The organism is Microbacterium sp. Au-Mic1, assembly GCF_021341785.1.
GTDB lineage: Bacteria > Actinomycetota > Actinomycetes > Actinomycetales > Microbacteriaceae > Microbacterium.
Map to the genome: position 1 here is coordinate 56,519 of NZ_JAJTTF010000004.1, position 24,342 is coordinate 80,860.

The 24,342-nt window shown below is 70.6% G+C and carries 21 protein-coding genes and 1 tRNA gene; 15 read left to right on the plus strand and 7 right to left on the minus strand.

What is annotated here, in order from left to right; all coding sequences use genetic code 11:
- Nucleotides 1-31 precede the first annotated feature (31 nt).
- The 4 genes from LXM50_RS06485 (at nt 32) to LXM50_RS06500 (ending at nt 3,552) form a co-directional block, all read left to right on the plus strand.
- Complete coding sequence (locus LXM50_RS06485; protein WP_233310495.1) at nt 32-706, plus strand: DedA family protein; 675 nt, start codon at nt 32-34, stop codon at nt 704-706.
- Between the two features lie 81 nt (nt 707-787).
- Nucleotides 788-1,699, plus strand: a complete 912-nt coding sequence (locus LXM50_RS06490) for a MetQ/NlpA family ABC transporter substrate-binding protein (protein ID WP_233310496.1) — start codon at nt 788-790, stop codon at nt 1,697-1,699.
- 120 nt (nt 1,700-1,819) lie between these two features.
- A complete protein-coding gene (locus tag LXM50_RS06495; protein WP_233310497.1) occupies nt 1,820-2,893 on the plus strand; it encodes a methionine ABC transporter ATP-binding protein in 1,074 nt (357 codons plus the stop codon).
- Nucleotides 2,893-3,552 carry a methionine ABC transporter permease gene (locus LXM50_RS06500; RefSeq protein ID WP_233310498.1) on the plus strand — a complete coding sequence of 220 codons (660 nt, stop codon included), beginning with the start codon at nt 2,893-2,895 and terminating at the stop codon, nt 3,550-3,552. Before LXM50_RS06495 ends, LXM50_RS06500 begins: the two co-directional genes overlap by 1 nt.
- Before the next feature lie 131 nt (nt 3,553-3,683).
- On the opposite strand, the gene LXM50_RS06505 is transcribed toward LXM50_RS06500, so the two are convergent.
- Together LXM50_RS06505 and LXM50_RS06510 are read right to left on the minus strand one after the other, a co-directional pair.
- On the minus strand, nt 3,684-3,995 hold the full coding sequence (locus tag LXM50_RS06505; protein ID WP_233310499.1) for a thioredoxin family protein: 312 nt from the start codon (nt 3,993-3,995) through the stop codon (nt 3,684-3,686).
- A gap of 176 nt (nt 3,996-4,171) precedes the next feature.
- Nucleotides 4,172-5,113, minus strand: a complete 942-nt coding sequence (locus LXM50_RS06510) for a pseudouridine synthase (RefSeq protein ID WP_233310735.1) — start codon at nt 5,111-5,113, stop codon at nt 4,172-4,174.
- A gap of 165 nt (nt 5,114-5,278) precedes the next feature.
- Between LXM50_RS06510 and LXM50_RS06515 the strand changes: the two genes are divergently transcribed.
- A complete protein-coding gene (locus LXM50_RS06515) occupies nt 5,279-6,232 on the plus strand; it encodes an aldo/keto reductase (RefSeq protein WP_233310500.1) in 954 nt (317 codons plus the stop codon).
- Nucleotides 6,211-7,197: a zinc-binding dehydrogenase gene (locus LXM50_RS06520; protein WP_233310501.1), complete on the plus strand. Its 987-nt coding sequence runs from the start codon at nt 6,211-6,213 to the stop codon at nt 7,195-7,197. The genes LXM50_RS06515 and LXM50_RS06520 overlap by 22 nt, the downstream gene beginning before the upstream one ends.
- A 6-nt stretch (nt 7,198-7,203) precedes the next feature.
- Here LXM50_RS06520 and LXM50_RS06525 read toward each other — a convergent pair whose 3' ends face one another.
- Both LXM50_RS06525 and LXM50_RS06530 read right to left on the minus strand, forming a co-directional pair.
- Complete coding sequence (locus tag LXM50_RS06525; protein WP_233310502.1) at nt 7,204-7,713, minus strand: MarR family winged helix-turn-helix transcriptional regulator; 510 nt, start codon at nt 7,711-7,713, stop codon at nt 7,204-7,206.
- An 84-nt stretch (nt 7,714-7,797) separates the two neighbouring features.
- Nucleotides 7,798-8,265 (minus strand): GNAT family N-acetyltransferase, encoded by a 468-nt coding sequence (locus tag LXM50_RS06530; protein ID WP_233310503.1) that lies wholly within the window; start codon nt 8,263-8,265, stop codon nt 7,798-7,800.
- 108 nt (nt 8,266-8,373) lie between these two features.
- Between LXM50_RS06530 and LXM50_RS06535 the strand changes: the two genes are divergently transcribed.
- From LXM50_RS06535 to LXM50_RS06560, 6 genes are all read left to right on the plus strand, one after another.
- A tRNA-Gln gene (locus LXM50_RS06535) sits at nt 8,374-8,445 on the plus strand.
- A 1-nt stretch (nt 8,446) separates the two neighbouring features.
- Nucleotides 8,447-9,877 (plus strand): bifunctional UDP-N-acetylglucosamine diphosphorylase/glucosamine-1-phosphate N-acetyltransferase GlmU, encoded by a 1,431-nt coding sequence (glmU, locus tag LXM50_RS06540; protein ID WP_233310504.1) that lies wholly within the window; start codon nt 8,447-8,449, stop codon nt 9,875-9,877.
- A 9-nt stretch (nt 9,878-9,886) separates the two neighbouring features.
- Nucleotides 9,887-10,924, plus strand: coding sequence for a ribose-phosphate diphosphokinase (locus tag LXM50_RS06545; protein ID WP_233310505.1), 1,038 nt, complete (start codon nt 9,887-9,889; stop codon nt 10,922-10,924).
- 154 nt (nt 10,925-11,078) lie between these two features.
- Nucleotides 11,079-11,561, plus strand: a complete 483-nt coding sequence (locus LXM50_RS06550; RefSeq protein WP_233310506.1) for an FMN-binding protein — start codon at nt 11,079-11,081, stop codon at nt 11,559-11,561.
- A 78-nt stretch (nt 11,562-11,639) separates the two neighbouring features.
- The gene (locus tag LXM50_RS06555) at nt 11,640-12,503 is read left to right on the plus strand and encodes an FAD:protein FMN transferase (protein ID WP_233310507.1); all 864 of its coding nucleotides are present in this window, start codon (nt 11,640-11,642) and stop codon (nt 12,501-12,503) included.
- Complete coding sequence (locus LXM50_RS06560; protein WP_233310508.1) at nt 12,500-14,026, plus strand: ferredoxin--NADP reductase; 1,527 nt, start codon at nt 12,500-12,502, stop codon at nt 14,024-14,026. The genes LXM50_RS06555 and LXM50_RS06560 overlap by 4 nt, the downstream gene beginning before the upstream one ends.
- A 173-nt stretch (nt 14,027-14,199) precedes the next feature.
- Here LXM50_RS06560 and LXM50_RS06565 read toward each other — a convergent pair whose 3' ends face one another.
- Nucleotides 14,200-15,852: an ATP-binding protein gene (locus tag LXM50_RS06565; RefSeq protein WP_233310509.1), complete on the minus strand. Its 1,653-nt coding sequence runs from the start codon at nt 15,850-15,852 to the stop codon at nt 14,200-14,202.
- A 36-nt stretch (nt 15,853-15,888) separates the two neighbouring features.
- Complete coding sequence (locus LXM50_RS06570; protein WP_045270808.1) at nt 15,889-16,623, minus strand: response regulator transcription factor; 735 nt, start codon at nt 16,621-16,623, stop codon at nt 15,889-15,891.
- A 203-nt stretch (nt 16,624-16,826) separates the two neighbouring features.
- On the opposite strand from LXM50_RS06570, the gene LXM50_RS06575 reads away from it, so the two are divergent.
- Entirely contained in the window at nt 16,827-18,347 is a 1,521-nt protein-coding gene (locus LXM50_RS06575; protein WP_233310510.1) for an ABC transporter permease, read from the plus strand.
- Between the two features lie 30 nt (nt 18,348-18,377).
- Nucleotides 18,378-19,073, plus strand: a complete 696-nt coding sequence (locus LXM50_RS06580; RefSeq protein ID WP_233310511.1) for an ABC transporter ATP-binding protein — start codon at nt 18,378-18,380, stop codon at nt 19,071-19,073.
- 93 nt (nt 19,074-19,166) lie between these two features.
- Here the strand turns inward: LXM50_RS06580 and LXM50_RS06585 are convergent, their stop codons facing one another.
- Nucleotides 19,167-20,156 carry an acetylxylan esterase gene (locus LXM50_RS06585; RefSeq protein WP_233310512.1) on the minus strand — a complete coding sequence of 330 codons (990 nt, stop codon included), beginning with the start codon at nt 20,154-20,156 and terminating at the stop codon, nt 19,167-19,169.
- 113 nt (nt 20,157-20,269) lie between these two features.
- Here LXM50_RS06585 and LXM50_RS06590 point away from each other — a divergent pair, with 113 nt between their 5' ends.
- Entirely contained in the window at nt 20,270-24,286 is a 4,017-nt protein-coding gene (locus LXM50_RS06590; RefSeq protein ID WP_233310513.1) for a hypothetical protein, read from the plus strand.
- Nucleotides 24,287-24,342: the final 56 nt, after the last annotated feature.

Genomic DNA, 24,342 nt, shown 5'->3' on the forward strand with positions numbered 1-24,342 from the left:
ATCGGATCCGGTCGCGACCTACCGTGAGGGCATGGCCGACCTCCTGAGCTCGTTCCTCCTCACGCCGTGGGCGCCGCTGCTGATTCTGCTGTTCTGCTTCCTGGACGGATTCTTCCCGCCCGTGCCGAGCGAGACGGTGGTCGTCGGCGCTCTGTCGCTGGCCTTCGCGACGGGGCCCGCCGCCACTCCGACGGCGGTCCTGATCCTGCTCGCGGCGGGTGCGGGCGCGGCCGCCGGCGACAGCGCGGCCTACGCGATCGGTCGTCGACTGGGTACGGAACGGTGGGCGTGGATGCGGCGCCACCGTGTGCGCTCGGCGCTGGAATGGGCGGGGGAGAGCCTCGCCCGGCGTCCGGCGATGTACCTGCTCGTCGCGCGGTACATCCCGGTCGGGCGCGTCGCGGTGAACATGACCGCAGGAGCGACCCGGCTGCCGTATCGCCGTTTCCTGCCGCTGTCGCTCATCGCGGCCGTCGGCTGGGTCGCGCTCAGCGCGCTGATCGCGTCCGTCGCCTCGGCATGGCTCGGGCACTCGCCGCTGCTCGCGGCCGTGGTCGGTGTCGTCATGTCGACCGTGATCGGGGTGCTGATCGATCTCGGATCCCGTCTCGTCCGCCGCGGTCGCGCGCGCCGCGCCGTGCTGAGGGCTCCGACGGGCGGCGGCGAACGAGACCTTGTCGGCGCGGGCGCCCGCGCCGAGCTGTGACGCCGTGTGACGAGTCGATTCGGATCGCCTTCGCCGCCGCTCGTAGCGTGGTCGAGTCCCCCAAGAGAGGAACTCACAGCCATGTCCCGCAAGCTCACCACCGCGCTCGCCGCCGCCACCGCGGCCGCTGCGCTCGTCATCTCCCTCGTCGGCTGCTCGTCCGCATCGGGTGCCGCATCCGACCCCACCACGGAAGCCGGCAAGACCGTCAAGGTCGGCGTCGTCGGCAAGAGCGACCCGCAGTGGCCCGCTTTCGTCGACGCTGCCAAGAAGGAGGGCATCACCGTCGAGCTCGTGGACTTCGGCTCCTACGAACAGCCGAACCCCGCGCTGACCGAGGGTGAGATCGACCTCAACCAGTTCCAGCACATCGTCTACCTCGCGCAGTACAACGTGAAGTCGGGCAAGGACCTGCAGCCGGTCGGGTCCACCGCGATCTACCCGCTCGGCCTGTACTCGAAGAAGTACAAGAGCGTGAAGGACATCCGCGCCGGCGAGACCGTCGCGGTTCCCGACGACGCCTCCAACCAGGCGCGCGGTCTGCTCGTGCTGCAGTCGGCCGGCCTCATCACGCTCAAGAGCGGCGGCTCGATCTTCTCCGACCTCGCTGACGTCGACACCGCGAAGTCGAAGGTCAAGGTCACCGCACTCGAGGCGGCGCTGATCCCGACGTCGCTGCCGGACGTGGCTGCCGCGATCATCAACAACGATTTCGTCAAGGACGCCGGTCTCACGTTCAAGGACGCGATTGCGCAGGACGATCCCAAGGATCCCAACGCGCTGCCGTACGTGAACATCTTCGCGGCTCCGGCCAAGGAGAAGGACAACGCCACCTACAAGAAGCTCGTCGAGATCTTCCAGACCGATAAGGCCGTGCAGGCAGGCCTCGCCAAGGCCTCCGGCGACACCGGGGTGCCCCTCAAGGTCGACGCGGCCGAGCTGCAGAAGACCCTCACCAAGGTCGAGGGCGACGTCAAGACCCACAAGGGCTGATCTCACTCACATGCGGCGGAGGTGAACCCGCCGCGTGTAAGAGAACCGGGCGACGCGGAACCGCGTCGCCCGGTTCCGCGTCGCGAGAACCCAGGACGCAGAACCGAAACCGGAGAATCCATGCCGATCGTGAGCCTGCAGGGCGTCACCAAGACCTACCCGGCCACCGCGCGGGACGGTGCGCCCGTCGTCGCCGTCGACGACGTGACCCTCGAGATCGCCCAGGGCGACGTGTTCGGCATCATCGGCTATTCCGGCGCCGGCAAGTCGACCCTGGTGCGGCTGATCAACGCGCTCGAGCCGACCACGAGCGGTCATCTGATCGTCGACGGCGTCGACATCACGACGCTCTCCGAGCGGGAGCTGCGCCGGGTGCGCGGCGGCATCGGGATGATCTTCCAGCAGTTCAACCTGTTTTCCGCCAAGACAGTCAGGGCCAACATCGCCTATCCGCTCAAGCTCGCGGGCTGGGCGAAGGCCGACATCGAGGCGCGGGTGACGGAGCTGCTCGCGTTCGTCGGGCTCTCGGACAAAGCGAAGGCGTTCCCCGAGCAGCTGTCCGGCGGCCAGAAGCAACGCGTCGGCATCGCGCGTGCGCTGGCCACCCGTCCCGCGATCCTGCTCGCCGATGAGGCGACCAGCGCGCTGGATCCGCAGACCACGCACGAGGTGCTCGAGCTGCTCGCCCGGGTGAACCGGGAGCAGGGCGTCACGATCGTCGTCATCACGCACGAGATGGACGTGATCCAGACGCTGGCCACCAAGGTCGCCGTCATGGAGGGCGGACGCGTCGTCGAGCAGGGTGACGTGTTCGAGGTCTTCTCGAACCCGCAGAACCCGGCGTCGCAGCGCTTCGTCGGCACCGTCATCAAGGGCGTCCCGTCGCCGGCCGAGCAGGCTTCGCTGCAGGCGCGCCACGACGGTCGCCTCGTCACCTTCTCGTTCCGCGACGGCGACTCCTCGCAGGCGCAGGTGTTCCTCGATCTGGCTGCGGCGGGTCTCGGGTTCGAGCTCGTCTACGGCGGTATCAACGACATCCGCGGACGCGCCTTCGGGCACCTCACGCTCGCGATCCGCGGGGCGGATGACGGGATCGACACGGCGCTGGAGAAGATCCGCCTGCACGCGACCGTGACCGAGATCGGATCAGATGCCCCGGCGGGCACGGCATCGGACGAAGGCGGGGTGCGCTGATGGATCGGCTCATCGAACTGCTCCCGGACTTCTGGCAGGCGGCTCTCGAGACGCTGTACATGACCACGTTCGCGCTCGCCATGGCGGGCGTGATCGGCACGATCATCGGCATCGGCCTGTATGTCACCCGTCCCGGTGGTCTGCTGCCGAACCGTCCGGTCAGCATCCTGATCTCGTTCCTGGTGAACTTCATCCGCCCGATCCCGTTCGTGATCTTCATCGCGGTGCTGCAGCCGTTCACGCGGATCGTCATCGGCACGGGCATCGGCATCAACGCCGGCGCGTTCGCGATCGGCGTCGCCGCGTCGTTCGCGATCGGGCGCATCGTCGAGCAGCACCTCGTCTCGGTGTCGCCCGGAGTGATCGAGGCGGCCCGCTCGATGGGAGCCGGGCCGTGGCGGATCCTGCTCACGGTCGCGATGCCCGAGGCGCTCGGGCCGCTGATCCTCGGCTACACGTTCATCGTGGTGGCCCTCATCGACATGACCGCGATGGCGGGTCTGGTCGGTGGCGGCGGACTCGGCGCGTTCGCCCAGGTCTACGGCTTCCGGCAGTTCGAGCCGGTGGTGATGTGGGCCGCGATCATCCTCATCGTGGTGTTCGTGCACCTCGTGCAGACCTTCGGCACCTGGCTCGCCCGCCGGATTATGCGGCGCTGAACCGGTCGGGCGGCGGCCCTGTTTGGGGCGTGCTCTGTCGTTTTGGGGCGCGGCACACCCGATATTCCGGTCAGGACGCGCCCCGAACGGTGTGATCGCGCCCCGAACCGGAGGTGAGGCGGGCGCGCGGGTCAGGATCCGAGCGCCGCGCGCAGGGCCGGGACGAGCATCTCCGCGGTGGGGTGACCCGAGGGGCCGTCCGCCGTGCGGTACACCCGGCAGGCCAGATCCTGGATCGGCGCGGATCCCGGCACCGCGTCCACGCCGTCGACGAGCACGGTCGGCGAACCGGAGAAGGCGGTCGCGGCGGCCTCGGCGGGGGTGCGGATCACGCGGACCGCGGGTTCCGTCTCGAGTCCCAGCTCGGAGAGCGCTTGGCGCACGGCGCGCTCCGCGGCGGGCCCGTTCGGGCAGCCGTCGATGGTCAGGATCTCGATCCGCATGGGATGATCATCTCCCGATCCGCGCGGCTGAGGACCGGTTCGGGGCGGGTTCTGTCGTTTTGGGGCGCGGTCTGCAAGGATTTCCCGGCGCGGGGCGCCCCGAACGGCAGGATCGCGCCCCAAAACGGAGGTGGAGGGACGGGGGGAGGCCGGAGCCGCGGCTGCCGCCGGGGCGGTCACTCCCGGGCCGGAGCGTCCTGCAGCGTGCGTCGGGTGCGGAACTCGCGGGGCGTGCCGGTCAGCGGATCCGTGAAGCGCAGTTCGCGAGCGAGCAGCTGCAGCGGGCGGTCGAAGTCGTCCGGCTGCTCGGGCAGCAGCTCGGGGTAGAACGCGTCGTGCAGGATCCCCGCGCCGAGCTCGGCGAGATGGACGCGCAACTGGTGCATGCGTCCCGAGTGCGGGCGCAGCAGGGTGTGCAGCACGCGGTCGTCGAACCCGAGCAGTTCCACGACGGTCTCCGCATTCGGTTCGCGATCCGGATCCACCTGCACGCAGACGTGTCCGCGCAGCTTCTCGATGTGGTTGCGGTGCACGAGCGGGAAAGCGGATCCGCCGAGGGCCGGTGCCCGCGGATCCCACGACTCGGGCAGCAGGGAGACCGCCTCGTAGACCTTCTCGACGCGGCGGTTCTCGAACAGCAGCTGGTAGGCGCCGCGCGTGACGGGCCGCGCCGAGAACATCAGCACGCCCGCCGTGGCGCGGTCGAGGCGGTGGATCGGGGTGAGGTCCGGGTTCCCCAGCGCGTTGCGCAGCCGCACCAGTGCGGAATTCTGCAGATACTTGCCGCCGGGGGTGGTCGGCAGGAAGTGCGGCTTATCGACCACGACCAGGTCCTCGTCCTGATGCAGGATCTCCACATCGAAGGGGATGTGCTTCTCCACCGCAGGCTCCCGGTAGTACCAGACGAAGTCGTGCAGGCCGAGCGGGGTCTCCCGCGTGAGCGCGGATCCGTCGATCGCGACGATCTCTCCGCGGTCGAACCGGCCCAGCAGTCGCTCGGGGTCGAGGTGGAAGAAGCGCTCGGCCATGAAGGCGCCGACCGTGGGCCACGGCCCCTCGGAGGGGAGGCGCAGGCGGGTCGCGCCGACGCCGTCGCGCACGGGCAGGGGAGAGCGCATCGCCATTCGGCCCAGCCTAGTTCGCACGGGAGTCATCGACGAACGGCGGATCCGGCTCGTGGCCGGGCGGCAACCCGAACGGCTTGCGGATCCGGCTCGAGGGCATGCTCGGGTCATCGCGCGTCACACGGAAATAGTCTTCGCGGCCGAGCGGTTGCGTCGAACATGACTCGCATCGGATCCAGTGACCTGTCCGTCTTCCCGCTCTCCCTCGGCGGCAATGTGTTCGGCTGGACCGCCGATCGCGACGCGTCGTTCGCCGTGCTCGACGCGTTCGTGGCGGGCGGGGGCGACTTCATCGACACTGCTGACGGATACAGCGCGTGGGTGGAGGGCAACAGCGGTGGCGAGAGCGAGACGATCATCGGCGAGTGGCTCGCCTCTCGGCGGCCGGAAGGCCTCGTGGTCGCGACGAAGGTGAGCCAGCACCCGCAGTTCCGCGGGCTGTCCGCCGCGAACGTCCGGCGGGCGGCGGAGGCGTCGCTCGACCGCCTCGGGGTGGACGCGATCGACCTGTACTACGCACACTTCGACGACGAGACCGTGCCCCTCGAGGAGACCGTGGCCGCCTTCGGGCAGCTCGTGGAGGACGGGCTGGTCCGCAACATCGCGGTGTCCAATTACTCGGCGGATCGGATCCGCGCCTGGATCGAGATCGCCCGCTCCACCGGCGTCGCCCTGCCGGTGGCGGTGCAGCCGCACTACAACCTCGTGCACCGCAACGAGGTCGAGGAGACGATCGTTCCGGTTGCGACCGAGTTCGGACTGAGCCTCATCCCGTACTACGCGCTCGCGAGCGGGTTTCTCACGGGCAAGTACCGTTCGACGGACGCGACCGGGCAGTCCTCGCCGCGCGCCTCCGGTGCGGCGAAGTACGCGACGGAACACGGCCTGCGCATCATCGACGCGCTCGAGGAGATCGGCGGCGCGCACGGCGCCTCGATCGCGGCGACCGCGCTCGCATGGCTGCGCGCCCAGCCCGCCGTGGTCGCTCCGATCGCCAGCGCGCGCACGGCGGAGCAGGTGGAGGACCTGCTCGTCGGAGGGCGGCTCGAACTCGCCGCCGACGAGGTCGTGCGTCTCCGCAGCGTCTCCGAGTGGACCCCGGCGCAGGTCTGACGGCGCAGGCGATCACCATGCGCGCAGCGCGGTACGCCGCTCCCGGAGCCGCGTCGGAGGTCATCTCCCTCATCGAGACCGATGCGCCGACGCCCGGCACGGGCGAGATCCTGGTCAGGGTGGCGGCGGTCGGGCTCAATCCGGTGGATGTGAAGATCCGGGCGGCGGGGCACGACTTCGGTTCGATCCGGTACTCCGACCGACCCGGTTGGGACGTCGCGGGCACGGTCGTCGGCGTCGGCCCCGATGCGACCGGATGGAGCGAGGGCGCCGCCGTGTTCGCTCTGGCCCGGTTCCCCGATGCCGCCCATACGCTCGCCGATCTCGTCGCCGTGCCCGTCGCAGACGTGGCGGCGGCCCCTCGGGCGTGGAGCCTCGCCCAGGCGGGCGCGGCGCCGCTCGCCGCGCTGACCGCCCGGCAGGCGCTCGACGCGGCCGGTGTCGGCGCGGACAGCGACGCACGCGTTCTCGTGCTCGGTGGGGCGGGCGGTGTCGGTCACCTCGCCGTGCAGCTCGCCGCGGCGCGCGGCGCGCACGTCATCGCGACCGCGAGCCCGGAGAAGCAGCCGCTCGTCGCCTCCTGGGGCGCCGTCGACGTGATCGACTACCGAGATGGGGATGCGCTCGCGGCGATCGCCCCCGTGGACGCCGTCATCGTCACGGTCTCCGATGGGCTCCCGCCCCGCGGTGCGATCCGTGAGGGCACCGCAGTCGTCACGATCACGGGGTACTCCGCGGAGCAGGAGGCCGAGCTCGGCGACTGGGGAGCGGCACCGATCCGGCGGATCCTGGTGGCGGCGAACGGCGCGCACCTGGCCGAGATCGCAGCGCTCGCGGATGCCGGCAGGATCACGGTGCACCTCGACGCGGCATACGACCTGAGCGATCTCGCCGCGGCCCAGGAGCGCGTCGAGACCGGGCGCGTCACCGGCAAGGTCGTGGTTCTCGTCGAGCCTCAGGACTGATCGCGGTCAGGCGTCGAAGCTCAGGCTGAGCTTGCGCAGGAGGGCAGCGAGGCGTTCGCGATCGCTGCGGGACAGCGCCGAGAGCAGCGTCGCCTCCGCGTCCACCAGGCGCGTGATCGCGGCATCCACGCGCACTCTGCCGTCGTCGGTGAGCGTGACCAGCACGCTGCGGCCGTCACCGGGATCCGCCTCGCGGCGCACCAGGCGGCGGCCCACGAGACGGTCGATGCGGTTCGTCATCGTGCCGCTGGAGACGAGGGTCTGCTGCAGCAGCTGCTTGGGGCTGAGCTGGAACGGGGCGCCCGCACGCCGCAGGGCGGACAGGACGTCCCACTCCCACGGCTCGAGGTCGCTGCGGCGGAACACGTCGCGGCGCGCGCGGTCCAGCAGCCGGGACAGCCGATCCACGCGTGAGAGCACTTCGAGGGGCGAGAAGTCCAGGTCCGGCCGCTGCGTGTTCCACGCCGCGACGATCCGGTCGACCTCGTCGCCCGTGGATGGATCGCCGATGCTCATCCGTCCATTATCCCGGCGGATCGGGCGGGCGCCGTCGCTGCGGCGATCGGTCGATCATGGCTGCGTTCCGGCGAGCGGAGCGGATCACGTCTCCAGCCGCACCGTGAGGAAGAGGCTGTGCGGATCCTCGACGTACGACCCGAACGGCTCGCACTCGTCGAAACCGGCCTTGGCGTACAGCCGGTGCGCGGCCCAGAAGAAGTCGCTCGAACCGGTCTCCAGGGAGACTCGCCCGATGCCGCGGTCGCGCGCATCGCCGAGCAGCGCGGTCAGCATCACGGAACCCACTCCGCGACCGCGCATCCGGGGCGCGGTGCGCATCGACTTCAACTCCTCGTGACCGGGCTCGAGCTCGGCGAGCGCCCCGGTGCCGACGAGCGCGCCGTCCACCGTCGCGGTGAAGAGGCGCACGCGGGGCGAGAGCAGGCGCGAGATGTCCAGGGCATGCCGGCTCTCCGGCGGCGCGGTCGCCTGCATGTCGTGGAGATGGTCGCTCAGGAAGACCTCGAGATCGGGCGTCGTGGTCTGCACGCGGGCGATGCGGATCGTCATGACGTCAGCCTCGCGCAACGACGTTGCGAGGATGTTGCCGCCGGGTTCCGGCCCGGTCACGCAGACGACGCATGGCAGAATTGAGGAGCGGACGCACGGCGACCGCGGTCCGCCGTGGTGTAACGGCAGCACCCCAGCCTTTGGAGCTGCGGGGTCCAGGTTCGAATCCTGGCGGCGGAGCATGACGCAGAACTCACTCGCCATCGTCGTCCTCGCCGCAGGTCAGGGCACGCGCATGAAGTCGCGCCTTCCGAAGGTGCTGCATCCGATCGCCGGGCGCACCCTGGTCGGCCATGTGCTGGCCACCGCCTCCCGTCTGGGGGCGGCCACGGTCGAGGTGGTCGTGCGCCACGAGCGCGATCTGGTGGTCGCGGCGCTGGCCGCGGAGCACCCCGAGGCGGTCATCGTCGATCAGGACGAGATCCCCGGCACCGGGCGCGCCGTGCAGGTCGCCCTCGACGCGCTGCCCGCCGGCTTCGACGGCGACGTGCTCGTGCTCTCCGGCGACGTTCCGCTGCTCGAGGCCGAGACGCTGCAGGCCCTCATCGACGGGCATCGCGCCGCGGCAGCCGCGGCGACCGTGCTGAGCGCGATCGTCGACGACCCGAACGGCTACGGACGCATCATCCGCGACGCCGCCGGAGACGTCGCCCGCATCGTCGAGCAGAAGGATGCGGACGAGGCGGAGAAGGCCACGCGCGAGATCAACGCCGGCGTGTACGTGTTCCGGGCGGATCTGCTCCGCGCCGAGCTGGCGAACGTCACCACCGACAACGCGCAGGGCGAGATGTACCTGACCACGGTGATCGGACTGCTGCGCGAGCACGATGAGAAGGTCGCCGTCGAGATCGCCGCGGACACCGCCGCGACCTTCGGCATCAACGACCGCGTCCAGCTCGCCGACGCCGCGCGCACCCTGAACGACCGGATCGTGCGCCGCTGGCAGCGCGAGGGCGTCACGATCCAGGATCCGGCGACGACCTGGATCGACGACGACGTCACGCTCGCGCCCGACGTCACGATCCTCCCGAACACGCACGTCCTGCGGGCCAGCACGGTCGCGAGCGGCGCGATCATCGGCCCGGACACGACGCTCGTCAGCACCGAGGTCGGCGAGGACGCGACGGTGCGTCGCTCCGAGGCGACGCTCGCTGTGATCGGCGCCCGCGCGACCGTCGGGCCGTTCTCCTACCTGCGGGCGGGCACCACGCTCGGCGCGGACGGCAAGATCGGGGCCTACGTCGAGACCAAGAACGCCCAGATCGGCGACGACTCCAAGGTGCCGCATCTGTCCTACGTCGGCGATGCCACCGTCGGCCGCGGCGTGAACCTCGGAGCGTCGACGATCACGGCGAACTACGACGATGTGAACAAGCACCACACCGAGATCGGGGACGAGGTGCACACCGGGTCGCACACGGTGCTCGTCGCGCCCGTTAGGCTGGGTGCCGGCGCGAAGACCGGCGCCGGTGCCGTCGTCCGCAAGGACGTCCCCGCCGGTGCCCTCGCGATGAGCGTCGCACCCCAGCGCAACGTCGAGGGGTGGGTCGAGAAGAACAGAGCAGGCACGGCCGCGGCAGATGCCGCGGCGCGTGCCGATTCGGCGGAATAGGCGGGTCCGATGGGGCGCAAGAAGAACACGACGGTCGAGCTGGATCGCGAGAACGACATCGCACCGGGCCTCGTCGCCAAGACGAAGAAGCGGCTCGTCGTCGCCGGAGGTCGCTCGCATCCCGAGCTGGTCTCGGCGGTCGCCGCAGCGCTCGGCACCGAGATCGCGCCGGTCGAGCACCGCACGTTCGCATCCGGCGAGCTCTACGCGCGCTTCGAGGTGTCGATCCGCGGCTGCGACCTGTTCATCATCCAGTCCTTCGGTGAGCCGATCAACGAGTGGCTCATGGAGACGCTCATCATGCTCGACGCCGCCAAGCGCGCGTCGGCCAAGCGCATCACGGTCGTCGCCCCGTACTATCCGTATGCGCGCCAGGACAAGAAGGGCCGCGGCCGCGAGCCGATCTCGGCCCGCCTCGTCGCCGACATGCTCAAGGTCGCCGGCGCTGACCGCGTGATGAGCGTCGACCTGCACGCCGCACAGATCCAGGGTTTCTTCGACGGCCCCGTCGACCACCTCTTCGCGAAGCCCGTGCTGCTGCACCACTTCGAGGAGACGCTCACCGCGGAGGATCGCGAGACCCTCACGATCGTCTCCCCGGACATGGGCCGCGTGCGGGTCGCGGACACCTGGTCCGACAGCCTCGACGCTCCGCTCGCGATCATCCACAAGCGCCGCGATCCCAAGGTCGCCAACCAGGTCTCGGTGCACGAGATCGTCGGCACCGTGGACGGACGCACCTGCCTCCTCGTCGACGACATGATCGACACCGGCGGCACGATCGTGAAGGCCGCCCAGGCGCTCAAGGCCAATGGTGCCCGCAAGGTCATCGTGGCGGCGACCCACGCGATCTTCTCGGATCCGGCCAGCGAGCGCCTGCAGGACTCCGCGATCGACGAGGTCGTCGTGACCGACACGATCCCGCTGTCGGCATCGCGACGGTTCCCGGGCCTGCGCATCCTCCCGATCGCCCCACTGCTCGCGACCGCGATCCGTCAGGTGTTCGAGGATGGATCCGTCACGAGCATGTTCGACGGCGCCGCCTGAGACGCGTCCGCCCGACAGCGCCCGAGAGGCCGGCCGGTTCTGACCGGGCGGCCTCTCGGCGTCTCCGGTGCCGTGTCGTCCTGCACGGGACTGCTTCACGACGCGCTGCGTCATCTCAAAGGTGACGCACAGGAGGGTCTCGGAAGCTGGAACCATGAAGCTCTCGCCCTCGGTACGTCAAGGATCCGCTCTCATCGGCATCGCAGGAACGATGCTGCTCGCGGGATGCGCGGCCGAGTCGTCCTCTGCCGAGAGCACGACGGATGCGCCCGCGCCCTCGGCGAGCACGAGTGCTGCGCCGTCCGCGACGAGCACCGCTTCCTCCAACGATTCCGGCTCCACCTACAAGGACGGCACGTACACCGCCGACGGCTCGTATCAGACCCCGGAGACGGTGGAGAAGATCACGGTCTCCGTCACGGTCGTCGGCGACACGGTCACGAAGGTCGATGTCACCGGCGACCCGCAGGCGGCGGAGACGAAGCACTACCAGTCGCAGTTCATCGGCGGGATCTCTGCGCAGGTCGTCGGCAAGAAACTCGACGACATCTCCGTCAGCCGGGTCTCCGGTTCGTCGCTGACCAGCAAGGGGTTCAACCAGGCGCTGGCCACCATCCGCACCGAAGCCAAGGGCTAGGGTGCGAACCCTCCCCGGGCTCGTGGTCTGCGCGTGCCCGGCCCCGGGCCGACCGTTGCGCAGTCCAGACGCGTGCTGATGGACATCTGGCGATTCGAGGCGATCGGGACGATCTGGGAGATCGGCACGATCGGCCCTCTTGCGGACGGGGCGCGCGACGCCGTGCGCGAGACGATCGACGACTTCGACCACACCTGGTCCCGGTTCCGCGCGGACTCGCTCGTGACGGCCCTCAGCGAGGAGCCGCAGGAGGTGCCGGCGCCACCGGACGCGGCAGCGATGCTCGACCTGTACCGGGAGCTCTCGCTCGCGACCGACGGCGCCGTGCAGCCGCTCGTCGGCGACAGCCTGTCCGCGCGCGGCTACGACGCCCGGTACTCGTTCCGCGATCGGGGTGCGAGTCCGGCACCCGCCGACTGGGCCGAGCAGCTCGCCTGGGACGACGGCGCCCTCGCGCTGCACGCACCCGCGCTCATCGATGTGGGTGCGATCGGCAAGGGTCGCCTGGTCGATGTCGTGCACGACCTGCTCGGTTCCCTGGGGCATGCCGAGCGCCTGGTCGACGCCGGCGGCGACCTGCGCGTGAGCGGGGCTCCGGTCCGGGTCGGGCTGGAGCATCCGTTCGACACCACGAGCGCGATCGGCGTCGCCGTGGTCGCGGACGTCGCGCTCTGCGGGTCGGCCGTGAACAGGCGCGCATGGCCGGGGGAGCACGGCGGGTTGCACCACGTGCTGGATGCGCGAACCGGAGAACCGGTGCGCACGTACGCTTCGACCTGGGCGATCGCTGCCGAGGCGATGGTCGCGGATGCGGCCGCCACGGCGCTGTTCTTCGACGGGGGTCCCGCCTTCGCCGCACGGTTCGGTGTGGAATGGGTGCGGATGACCACGCACGGCGCGGTCGAATGGTCGGCGGGGAATCGGATGGAGGTGTTCGCATGATCGCGACGCTGATCGGCGCACGGCAGCGTGTGCTCGCGCAGCTCGGGCGGCTGTCGATGTACCGGCTCACCCTGTACGCGCTGCTCGTGCTGGCCGCGGTCGCCGTGATCCTTTCGGCGGTCGGCGCGATCTCCTCCACGCCGCTCGACATCCTCGCCACGCTGGCGCTGCTGATGATCGCGACGCTCTGCACCGATGCCGTCGCCCAGACACTGCTGCATGCGCCGCGTCGTATCGAGTCGTCACTGATCACGGCGCTCATCCTGCTGTTCGTCGTGCAGCCGGGTGCGAACCCCGACCAGGTCGGCGGCATCGCGCTGGCGGGCGTGATCGCGGCGGCCTCCAAGTACCTGCTGGTGTGGCGGGGGCGGCACCTGTTCAACCCGGCGGCGGTCGGCGCGACCGTGCTCACGATCACCGGCCTCGGCTTCTCTGCCTGGTGGGTCGGCACTCCGGCGATGGCGATCCCCGTGATCGTGCTCGGCCTGCTCGTGCTGTGGCGCACCGAGCGGATCCGGGTCGTGCTGCTCTTCGTCGTCGTGTACGCCGTGGTCTCGATCCTTCGGTTCTGCGTGCAGTCCGCGGCGGCGGGGCTCGCGATCGAGCCCGGAGCGCTGGTGACGTCGGTCCTTCTGCAGTCGCCGGTGCTGTTCCTGGGCGCGTTCATGCTCTCCGAGCCGCTGACTCTGCCGTCGCGACGGTGGCAGCAGCTGCTCGTCGCGACGGTCGTGGGAGCGCTCGCCGGCTGGCCGATCAGCCTCGGGATCATCACGCTCGGTCAGGAGAGGGTGCTGCTGGTCGGCAACCTCCTCGCGGCCGTGCTCGTCGCCCGTGCCGGGATCCGGCTCTCGCTCGTGCGCCGCCGTGCGCTGACGCCGACCGTGCAGGAGCTGACGTTCCGGGCGCGACGCCCCTTCCGGTTCGCACCGGGGCAGTACCTCGAGCTGCAGCTGCCGCACCGTCGCCCCGACAGCCGGGGCACGCGCCGGGAGTTCAGCATCGTCTCCACGCCCGCCGAGCTGCCCTTCGTGCGCGTCGCGTATCGCGAGGCCGAGCGCGGCTCGAGCTACAAGCGCGCCCTGGGCGCCGTCCAGCCCGACGACACCCTCACCGCGACAGGGGTGTGGGGCGATTTCGTGCTGCCCGCCGGGGATGCGCCGGTGCTGCTGGTCGCCGCCGGCATCGGCGTGACGCCGTTCGTGTCGCAGCTCGGTGCGCGCGAGCGGACGGACGCCGTCCTCGTGCTCGTCGCCTCCTCGGCCGAGGAGTGCGCGTACCTGCACGAGCTGGGCGGATCCGGCGCGCGGATCGTGGTGGTCACTCCCGATCGCCCTGCCGCCCTGCCGACCGGCGCCGAATGGGCGGGCGGTGCCCGGCTGGACGCGACGCTGCTGCGGACCCTGGTGCCGGATCTGGCGCGTCGGCACGCCTATGTGTCGGGTCCGCCGCGGCTGATCGCCGACATCGCACCGGCACTGCGCGGCGCCCGCGGGGTCACTACCGACGCGTTCGCGGGCTACTGACGTCGGATCCGCCGGGGCACCGGGTTTCGTCTCGGTCGCGCTGCGAGCGTCCTCGCTCGACGACCCCGTTTTATGGCTCTCGCGTCCCTCTCGGGGTCGTTGAGCGAGCACCGCCGAAGGCGGAGCGAGACGAAACGCAGTGCGATGTGCGGAGTCGCGCGGTCGGTGCGGTCTCAGTGCCCGCCGAGCGTGCGGGTCATCTCGTGCCCGCCGCGGCCGGAGTCGCCATCGGGGGAGCTGTCGGCGGATCCGGAGGGCGTCGAGGGCGCCGGGCCCGTCGACGGCGTGCCGCTCGGCTTCGTGCCCGACGGAGTGCTGCCCGTCTGCGGGTGCGGCACCCTCGGCAGGCGGACCGTGAACAGCGTCGCGCCGGGTTCGCTCTGCACGGAGATCGTGCCGCCGTGGCCGTCCACGATCGCCTTCGTGATCGACAAGCCCAGGCCGGATCCGCCGGTCGCCCGGTTGCGGGAGCGATCACCGCGGGCGAAGCGGCTGAACAGCTCATCCCGCACGGCGGGGTCGATGCCGGGTCCGTCATCGCACACCCGCAGGACGGCCTCGTGCCCCTCCTCCGCCACCTCGATCGTGATCTGCGTTCCGGCGGGGGTGTGCGTACGCGCGTTCGCGAGGAGGTTCGTGACGACCTGCTGCAGCCGTCCGGTGTCGCCGATGAGCTCGACGGGCTCCTCGGGCACGTCGATCGCCCAGTCGTGGTCCGGCGCGGTGGGGCGGGCATCCTCGACGCCCTCGATCGCGAGCCGGGACAGGTCGACGGTGGAGAGCGAGAGCTCCCTGCCCTCCTCGAGGCGTGCCAGCAGCAGCAGGTCCTCGACGAGGCTGGTCATCCGCAGCGACTGCGCCTGGATGCGCTCCAGGGCGGTGTGCGCGGAGGCCGTGGCCGCATCCTCCGGGGCATCCGACTTCGACAGCGCGCGCAGCGACAGCTCCGAGTATCCGCGGATCGAGGACAGCGGCGTGCGGAGCTCATGGCTCGCGTCGGCGACGAACTGCCGCATCCGCTCCTCGTTGCGCTGCCGCACCGCGAGCGAGGCGTCGACGTGGTCGAGCAGCGTGTTCAGCGCGGATCCGACGAGTCCGGTCTCGGTGCGCGGATCGGCCTCGGCGGCCGGCACGCGTTCCGTGATCGACACGTCTCCACGGTCCAGTGGCTGGTTGGCGACCCTGTTCGCGGTCGCCGCGACCTCGCGGAGCGGACGCAGGGCGACCCGGATCGTGATCGCCGTGGACAGCGCGAGCAGGATCAGCCCGCCGATCGTGGTGAGCGCGATCATGGAGAACAGCGTCGTGATCTGCGCCTCCGTGGAGGCACGGGGAAGGCCCGTGATCACCTCGAACTGGGTAGGACCCGTCGGCGGCACGGGCTGATGCACGAACTGATAGTCGCCGAGCTGCGAGAGATCCTCCGCGTACCGTCCCTCTGAGAGCGCGGTGACGACCTGATGGATCTGCAGGGCGGTGAGGTCCTGCGCGACCCGATCGGACGTGACCACGGTGCCGGTCGCGGCCCCGGTCTGCGAGACCACGATCACGAGCGTGCCGTTGGGGACGCCGGTCGGCCCGACCACGAGGTCGGACGCGTTCGGCACGAAATGGCCGATCACGGCCGACTGCCGGGCGATGCCGCCGACGCCCTTCGCGGTCGCGGCCAGTTCGTCCTGCAGCCGCCCGTTGAGCACGTTGCCGAGCACCACGCTCGTCGCGATCGCGATCACGACGAGGATGAGCGAGACGAATCCGGTGACCGCCGCCATCAGCCGCGTCTGCAGGGACAGCGGTCCCCTGGGGCGGGTGCGGAACGGATTCATCGTGGGCTTGCCTTCTTCGTGCTCGGTGCGGTCGTCTTACTGCTGCGGTGCCTTGATCATGTAGCCGACCCCGCGCACGGTGTGGATCAGCGCCACCTCGCGCCCCGCGTCCAGCTTCTTGCGCAGGTAGGAGATGTACAGCTCGACGACGCTGGAGCGACCGCCGAAGTCGTAGCTCCACACGCGATCGAGGATCTGGGCCTTGGAGAGCACACGGCGCTCGTTGCGCATCAGGAAGCGCAGCAGCTCGAACTCGGTGGCGGTCAGCTCGATCTCGTCGCCGGCGCGGACCACCTCATGGCTGTCCTCGTTGAGGGTGAGGTCGCCGACCTGCAGGATCGAGTCGCTCGCGTCCGTGGTGGCGCCGCCGGATCGGCGGATCACGGCGCGCAGCCGTGCGACGACCTCCTCGAGGCTGAACGGCTTGGTGACGTAGTCGTCGCCGCCGGCGGTGAGGCCCGCGATCCGGTCGCTCACCGCGTCCTTGGCGGTGAGGAACACGACGGGCACCATGTTGCCCTGCTCGCGCAGGCGCTTGAGGACGCCGAGCCCGTCCAGATCGGGCATCATGACGTCGAGGACCAGCGCGTCGGGCCCGAAGTCGCGGGCGACCTGGAGCGCTTCGAGTCCTGATCCGGCGGTGCGCACCTCCCAACCCTCCATCCGCAGGGCCATGGCGAGGAGGTCGGTGAGCATCGGCTCGTCGTCGACCGCGAGGATCCGCAGGGGAGAGCCATCGGGGCGGCGCAGCTCAGTGGCGTGATCGTTCATGGGATCTATTCTCCTCAATTTCCTATGAACGGTCTATGAGCTTTTGAATGCGCCGCCGTCGGGTCGAGCGGTGACCCGGCAGCGACGGCCGAGTCGCGCCGCCCCGGGCGTCCAGCGTGCTTAGCGCGCGCATAGCCGCACCATCATCGCGCCCCAGACCCGGCTCCTAGCGTCACCAGCACGAGCGTGACCGAAGGAGAAGCATGTACGGGACGTATCTGCGCCGGGAACTGGCCGGGCGGAAGAAGCAGACGGTGATCGTCGCCGTGGGCCTCGCGATAGCGATCGCCCTGGTGATCGTCGTCAACGCGCTGGCGGCGGGAGTGCGCGACGCGCAGACGCAGGCGCTCGCCCGCGTGTACGGCGTGGGCACCGACCTCACTGTGACCGGCGCACCGGCTCAGCGCGGCAGCGACACCGGGCAGCGCTTCGACTTCGGGGCCGGCGGCGGGGCCGCCGGCAGCGATGGCAGCACGACCCTGAAGACGTCCGTGCTGCGCGCCTCCCCGGCCCGCGGGACGATCGATGCGGCGGGCGTGAAGACCATCTCGGGCACGGCGAGCGTCGCTGCCGCGACGGGCGCGCTCAGCCTGACCAACATCACGTTCGACGGGCAGATCGCCCAGCAGGGGACGCAGCAGGGCGGCACCGGCCAGTCCGGCACCGGCCAGTCCGGTGCGGGCGAAGGACAGGGAACGGGCGAGCGCCCGCGATTCGGCGGCGGCAACTTCGGGCTCAACTCGTTCTCGGTGCTGGGCGTCGACCCCTCTGCGGGGACGAGCGTGGGCCCGCTCTCATCGGTGAAGGTCTCGTCGGGGCGCGCGCTCGCCGCCGCCGATGCGGGCCAGCTGGTCGCCGTGGTGGACGGCACGTACGCCACCTCGAAGAGCCTGAGCGTGGGTGGCACGATCGACGTGGGCGGGTCCACGGTGAAGATCGTCGGGATTGTGGCCTCGTCGTCAGACTCCGCCGACACCGCGGCGAACGTGTACCTGCCGCTCGACACCGCCCAGAAGATCGCGGGCACGGGTGACGTGGTGTCGACGGTCTACGTGAAGGCGGCCTCCGCTTCCGACATCGCGTCCGTGCAGACCGCGCTCGCCAAGGCGCTTCCGACCGCGACCGTGAGCTCGCAGGCGGATCTCGCCTCCACCGTCTCCGGATCCCTCGCGAGCGCCGCCGGCATGATCGAGGGCCTCGGCACGTGGCTCTCCATCATCGTGCTCGCGGTCGCCGTACTCCTCGCCGTGCTGTTCACGCTGTCCGGCGTCGCCCGGCGCACCCGCGAGTTCGGCACGCTCAAGGCCATCGGCTGGTCCAACGGGCGGATCGTCCGCCAGGTGGCCGGCGAGTCGCTCGTGCAGGGGCTCATCGGGGGCGCGGCGGGACTCGCGCTCGGTCTCGTCGGGATCCTCGTCGTGAATCTCGTCCAGCCCACGATCTCGGGTGCATCGGCCTCCGGGTTCGCGCGCGGCGGCGGTGCGGGAGGCGGACAAGCCGGCGCCGGAGCTGCGGGCGGCGCGTTCCAGGGCGGGGGAGGCGGGGGAGCCTTTCGCGGCCTCGGCGAGTCCGCGCAGGCGGTCGTGCTGCACGCTCCGCTCAGCGTGACGATCCTCGTCGCGGCCGTGGGCCTCGCGATCCTCGGCGGCCTCGTCGCCGGTGCCATCGGCGGATGGCGGGCGGCCCGCTTGAGCCCCGCCGAAGCACTGCGTTCCGCAGCCTGACCCCGCACCCCTACCAGGAGAGACGACAACATGAGCATCATCGAGACCGAGCCGCCGGCGCTGTACCGGCTGACCGACGTCACGCGCACTTACCAGACGAAGGGCCGGAAGGTCACGGCGCTGGCCGGCGCGACTGCCGAGATCCGGGCAGGGGAGTTCGTCACCATTCAGGGCCCCACGGGCGGGGGGAAGTCCACCCTGCTGCAACTGCTCGGCGCACTGGATCGCCCCTCCGGCGGGTCGCTCGTGCTGGGTGGCACCGAGCTGTCCACCGCCTCGAACCGGGAGCTCGGCCGGCTGCGCGGCGAAGAGATCGGGTTCGTGTTCCAGGGCTTCAACCTCATCCCCACGCTCACGGCGATCCAGAACGTGGCGATGGCGCTCGTGCCGCTCAAGATCCCGGCCGAGGAGCGGCGCACCCGCGTGGACGAGGCGCTTGCCCACGTCGGCCTGGCAGACCGTGGCGATCACCTGCCCGGCGAGCTCAGCGGAGGTCAGCAGCAGCGCGTCGCGATCGCCCGCGCGATCGTGAAGAAGCCGCGTGTGCTGCTCGCCGACGAGCCGACCGGGAACCTCGACGAGGAGATGCGCGATGAGATCCTCGTGCTGCTCGAGTCGCTCTGCGCGGACGGGCTGACCCTCATCGTGGTCACGCACGACTCGGCGGTCGCCAAACGCGCGCACCGCCGCCTGCGCCTCAAGAACGGTCGCCTGACCGAGGTGTGACCTTCCCTCTGCGAGTCGTCCTCGTCAGCGCGTCCCGGAGGGCACGCTGACGAGGACGACGCGTCGGTGGGAGCGAGCTGCGCATCACGGGGCTCAGGCAGGCGCGGCGTTCACCCCGTCCCGCAGTCGGTCGGCGGGCAGTGCCAGGAAGTCGATCGCCGCCTGCAGGGCCAGGGCGTCCGCGAGCCGGCCCTCCGGGCCGTCGATGTGACCGTTGGCCCGCACCGACAGCCGCCGCGGTCCGGCGAGCGCGTGGTAGACCGCGAACTGTCCGCGCGGATCGACTGCGGGGTCGAGCACCGCGGCGCCGACGTGCACCGGTATGCGAAGGCGTCGTGCCGCGGTCGCCGCGTCGTGGTAGTCGAGCGTGGAACGTGCCTCGGGGTGCGTGCGCAGATGCGTCCGGACGGCCTCTCCACTCCCGGTGCAGTGCCGGGTGAGCCTGATCGCGTGCGCTCCGAAGCTGGGCACGTCCAGCGCCGCACGGCGGAAGCGCGCGTCCCAGGGGAGCGCCATCGCACCGATCCCGCCGCCGAAGCTGCTGCCGCTGAAATCGAGGGCGTCCGCGGCGTCCGCGGCGATGTCCAGCAGCACCGTCGCCGCACGCCAGATGTCCGCGGCGGCGAAACGGAGCGAGTAGCTGTCCCTGTGGGCGATGCCTGCCAGCACGTGCTCCGCGGGGAGCGCCGGGAAGCGGCTCGGCGCATCCGGGCCGGTTCCCGGTGCGCAGGGGAAGACCGCGACCGTGTCCGCGGGCACGCGCTCGGCATCGGGACCTGTGCGTCCGCCATAGCCGTGCCCGATCACGAGCCCGCGCCGGATGGCGGTCATCGTGTGCGGCACCATGACGAACGCGGCGGCCTGCTCGTCCGCGGAGGAGTCGAAGCGGATCTCCGTCAGACGATGGGTCGGCGTGGCCTGCAGATCACGAACGGTCCGCCACGCGACCGAGCCGGTGCCGAACTCCTCGAAGGTCGACTGCCAGAACCGGTCGAAGTCGTCCGGCTCGGGGAGATGCGGCGGGGGTACGAGCAGTGCTCCGAGCGAGTACTCGGTCAGTTCTTCGGGTGTTCCGTTGGACAACGACTGACTCCTCACCGGTTCCGCGCCTCCTCGATCCTGCCGCGCAGACAGCGTTCGGCCGCCTGCAGGAGGATCCATTGACATCATCGCATACGGATTGCAATATATGCATCATGATTGCAAGGAAGAATGCGAGAGATGACGAGGGCTCCCTGCAGTGGAGCCGGCGATCCGTGCTGCGCATGCTGGTGATCGCGGGCGTGCTCCCGCCGGTCCTCGGCGCACAGACCGCCGGAGGCTCGGCCGCGGCCACCGAGCTCCCCACCGCGACCGGCGCCTACGCGGATGCGCTGCGCCGGCTGGACAAGCCGAACCTGGCGATGACGCAGGTCGCGCAGCTGGTCGGCACGAACCACCGGATGACGTTCTTCCAGGCCACGTGGGACGGAGGGGCGACGATCGTGCGCGATCTCGAGGTCGCGCATGACGGCGGATGGCTCGCCGTGACGGACGCGGCGCACCGCTTCGACGAGCAATGGGTGGTGCTGAAGGGCTCGCTGCCCTCCGGCAGCGCGCCGGAGCTCTACGGGCCGCTGGCGCCGAGCTGGCTCGGCTTCACCTCGTTCCAGGTCCTCGGCCCGCAGGCGATCGAGCTGCGTACCAGCACCGACGACGTCGAGTTCGTGGTGCGCTGGCGTCTCGAGGGCGACAACCCGGAGGCCCACCATGTGCTGACGGCGAAGAATGCCGGGGACTACATCGTCGGCTATCAGAGTCAGGATGCCCGATCGCTCGACGATCTCGACGAAGTGCTCTGCGGGTCGTACCAGCACGCGCTCTCCGTCCTCGACGGGTCCGCCCCGCTCGGAGCCTGGGAGCTCTTCGCCCCGATGGCGCTCACCCAGTACGCCGTGAGCGGCGTCCCCGTCACGTCCGGTATCTACCTGCCTTCCGAGGTCGCGGAGTTCGTGCACGAGCGGCAGCTCATGTCGGACCGCCAGCCGTACGGCATGAGCCTGCGCAATGACAGCCTCGACCTGGTCCCGTGCATGTACTCGCCGCAGCCGGGCCTGCGCACCGCGATGGCTGTGGGGGAGGAGCGCGGTTTCGCGTTCGGGGTGGCCGCGCAGGCGGACACCCTGTACGCCGCGTACTCCCAGCTGTGCCGCGGCGAATACGGGCTGACGGCGTATCGGCGCAACGTCTACGAGCGATCGCTGACCGACGCGGTGCACGCGATGGCCGAGCTGATCGCCGTCGAGCCCGCCGGGGACGACTCGGTGGACTACATCCCGTCCTTCTCCGGCTGGTGGAACCGCGCCAAGGGCTTCGTCGATGTGGAGAACGAGGATGCCGTCCGCACGGCCGCGAGCGGGGTGGTGCTCTCCGCGCACTATCTCACCGGCAAGACCGGCGGCACCCTGTACGACCGGCGAGCCCGCCCGCTGATCGAGTACCAGCTGTCGCGCAAGGGGATCGGGCACACGCCCATGATCGGCAGCCCGGTCTACAACGACAAGACGCAGTACCGGCTCGGCCGCATCCCCACCGACGCGGTGAACCTGACGGCCCTCTACCAGCTCACCCATGGGCGCAACGCCGGGATCCAGCGGCTCGCGGTGCAGGCCACGAAGTCCGGCGTCGTCGGGCAGAGCCGCGCCCCCTTCGCCGTTCCGCTCGCGACCTACCGGGCCACCGGAGATCCGGCGTACCTGGCGGAGGCGAGTCTGATCGGCCACCGCTACGTACAGGAGCAGATCCTCACGCCCTACCGCGGCAACGGCCAGCCGCCCGGCGGCTTCGCCTACAGCTTCTCCAAGTACTGGGTCGACCTGCTCGAACTGTTCGAGGTCACGGGTGAGGCCGTCTTCCTGGAGGGAGCGCACCGCGAGGTGCAGCGGTTCATCACCCAGACCGCCGTGCGACCCGTTCCGGATCAGACGGTCACGGTCCCCGTGGACCACGTGATCACGCAGCAGTACGACTGGGAGTCCCGCTCATCGCTGCCGCCGTACCCCGTCACGGGCGTCGCGACCGAGACCGTCCCGGCCTGGTATGTCTCGCCCTCCGGTCTCACCTTCGAAGCGCTCTCCTCGTTCAAGCTCGGGGTGAGCGCCGTGACCGATCCCGGCGGCGGGTATGTGTTCAACCCGTGCTGGGCCGGAGCGCTGCTGCGGCTCGCCCACCACACCGGCGACGCGCTGCTCGCCGACGTCGCGCACAACATGGTGATCGGCAGGTTCACGACGTATCCCGGCTACTACGGCCGGCAGTTCCAGGTCGCGCAGATGAAACCGGACTTCGCCACGAGCGGCCCCGTCGGGATCACCGGGTACTACTTCCACCACGCCCCGGCGCAGCTCGGCCTGGCCATGGACTATCTGATCAGCGAGAGCTTCTACCGCAGCTCCGGAAGCATCGAATTCCCGCACGTGTTCGAGGCGGATTTCGCCTACTTCAAGTTCTTCGCGTACGGTCATGCGCCCGGCTCGTTCTTCGGCGAGACCGGGGTGTGGCCCTACTTCCCGGCGGGCTTGATCGCGCTGGACAACCCGCTGATCAACTGGATCGCCGGCGTCGGCAACGGCGCGCTCTACATCAGCCTGACGAACTCCGCGTCCGATGCCCAGCAGGTCGTCGTCGACCTCGCCGGTGAGCTGACGGGACTGCCGCGCACCGCCGCGCCCGGGGTCGAAGTGGTCGCGGCGGACGGCACCCGCTCCTCCCAGGCCGCGGTCGACGGCCGGGTCGCGGTCACCGTGCCAGGGCACGGACTGCTCGCCCTGGTCGTCCGGGACGTGGCGGTGGCGCGGCCGGAGCTGCCGTTCGACGACATCGTCGACCACGGTCCGGACAGCTTCCGCGAGGTCGACGCCGATCCGGCGACAGATTATGGACTCGTCCGCGGCATGCTCCTGGTGCGGCCCGGCGGGCAGGGGTACGACGCGTACGTGCAGATCGACACGGAGCAGCAGGCGACGCTCTCCTACCGGATCGGCGGGCAGGCCTCCCAGCAGGCTCCCGCCAAGGAGTATCCCTACGAGTGGACGATCCCCGTGGACGATCCCTCGAAGGCGTTCGCCTATACGGTCTCGGCCGGCGGATCCACCACCGACGAGGTCACGCTGCGCCTGCCGGCTCGGCTCGGCGGCGCAGGCTCCGGAGCCGGCGTCTCCGGCGACGTGGTGGCCCAGGCCACGGGCACGGCCGGCGACAGGGTCCCGCTGATCATCGAGGTGCGCAACGGGACGGCGCAGCCGATCGCCGGCAGCGTCGCGCTGACCCTGCCGGGCGGGTGGCAGCCGGACGGCACGGTGCCGACGATCACGGCTCCGGCGCACGCGACGGTCCGGGTGGAGGCCGCCGTCGTGATCGGGGCGTCCGCCCCGCTCGGAGAGGTCCAGGTCGCCGGATCCCTGTCGGCGCCGGGGGCGACGCCCGTCACGTTGAGGCCCGCGTCGATCGAGGTGATCGATCGCCGTCGCCTCGTCTCCCTCGCGACCGACACCGACGTTGCCGCTGGTCCCGGGGCCACGGTGAAGCTGACCGCTCTGGTCATCAACACCGGCGTCACCCCGCTCCAGGGCACGCTCGCCCTCTACGGTGCGACCGGCTGGACCATCGATCAGCGGGACGCGGCCGTCGTGGTGCCGCCGCGCTCGGACCTGACGCACACCTGGACCGTGACGGCAGGGGCGGGCATCGCTCCGGGATCGAGCACCCGGTTCGAGGCGAGGCTGGATCAGAGCCTGCGCCGCGGCGTCCTGGTGCGAATGGCCGACGAAGGCGTGATCGTGCACACGCAGTCTCCCTGGCCCGGATACCTCGAGACCGGGCAGTGGTATCCGAGCGGTCTCTCCGGCTGGAACGGGACGCGCACGCGGTACAGCGACTCCGGCTCCGTCGGCAGCACGGTGACCTGGAAGGCGGACCTTCCTCAGCCGGGTCTCTACCGCGTCTCGGTCTGGTACCCGACGAATCCGACGACCACCACGTCCGCGGCCTACGTCGTCGAGCACCAGGGCGGCAGCAGTGAGGTGATCGTGGACCAGACCCAGGGGGCGGCTGCCTGGCGGGCGCTGGGCACATTCCGGTGCGACGCGAGCGCTCCCGGCGTCGTGCGGCTCGAGGTCCGCAACACGAGCATCCACCGGGTGAGCGCCGCGCAGTTCGTGCGGGTCGGCGACTGACGAAGAGGGGGTGGACCGGAGCACGGCTCCGGTCCACCCCCTCTTGCGGGCGCTGT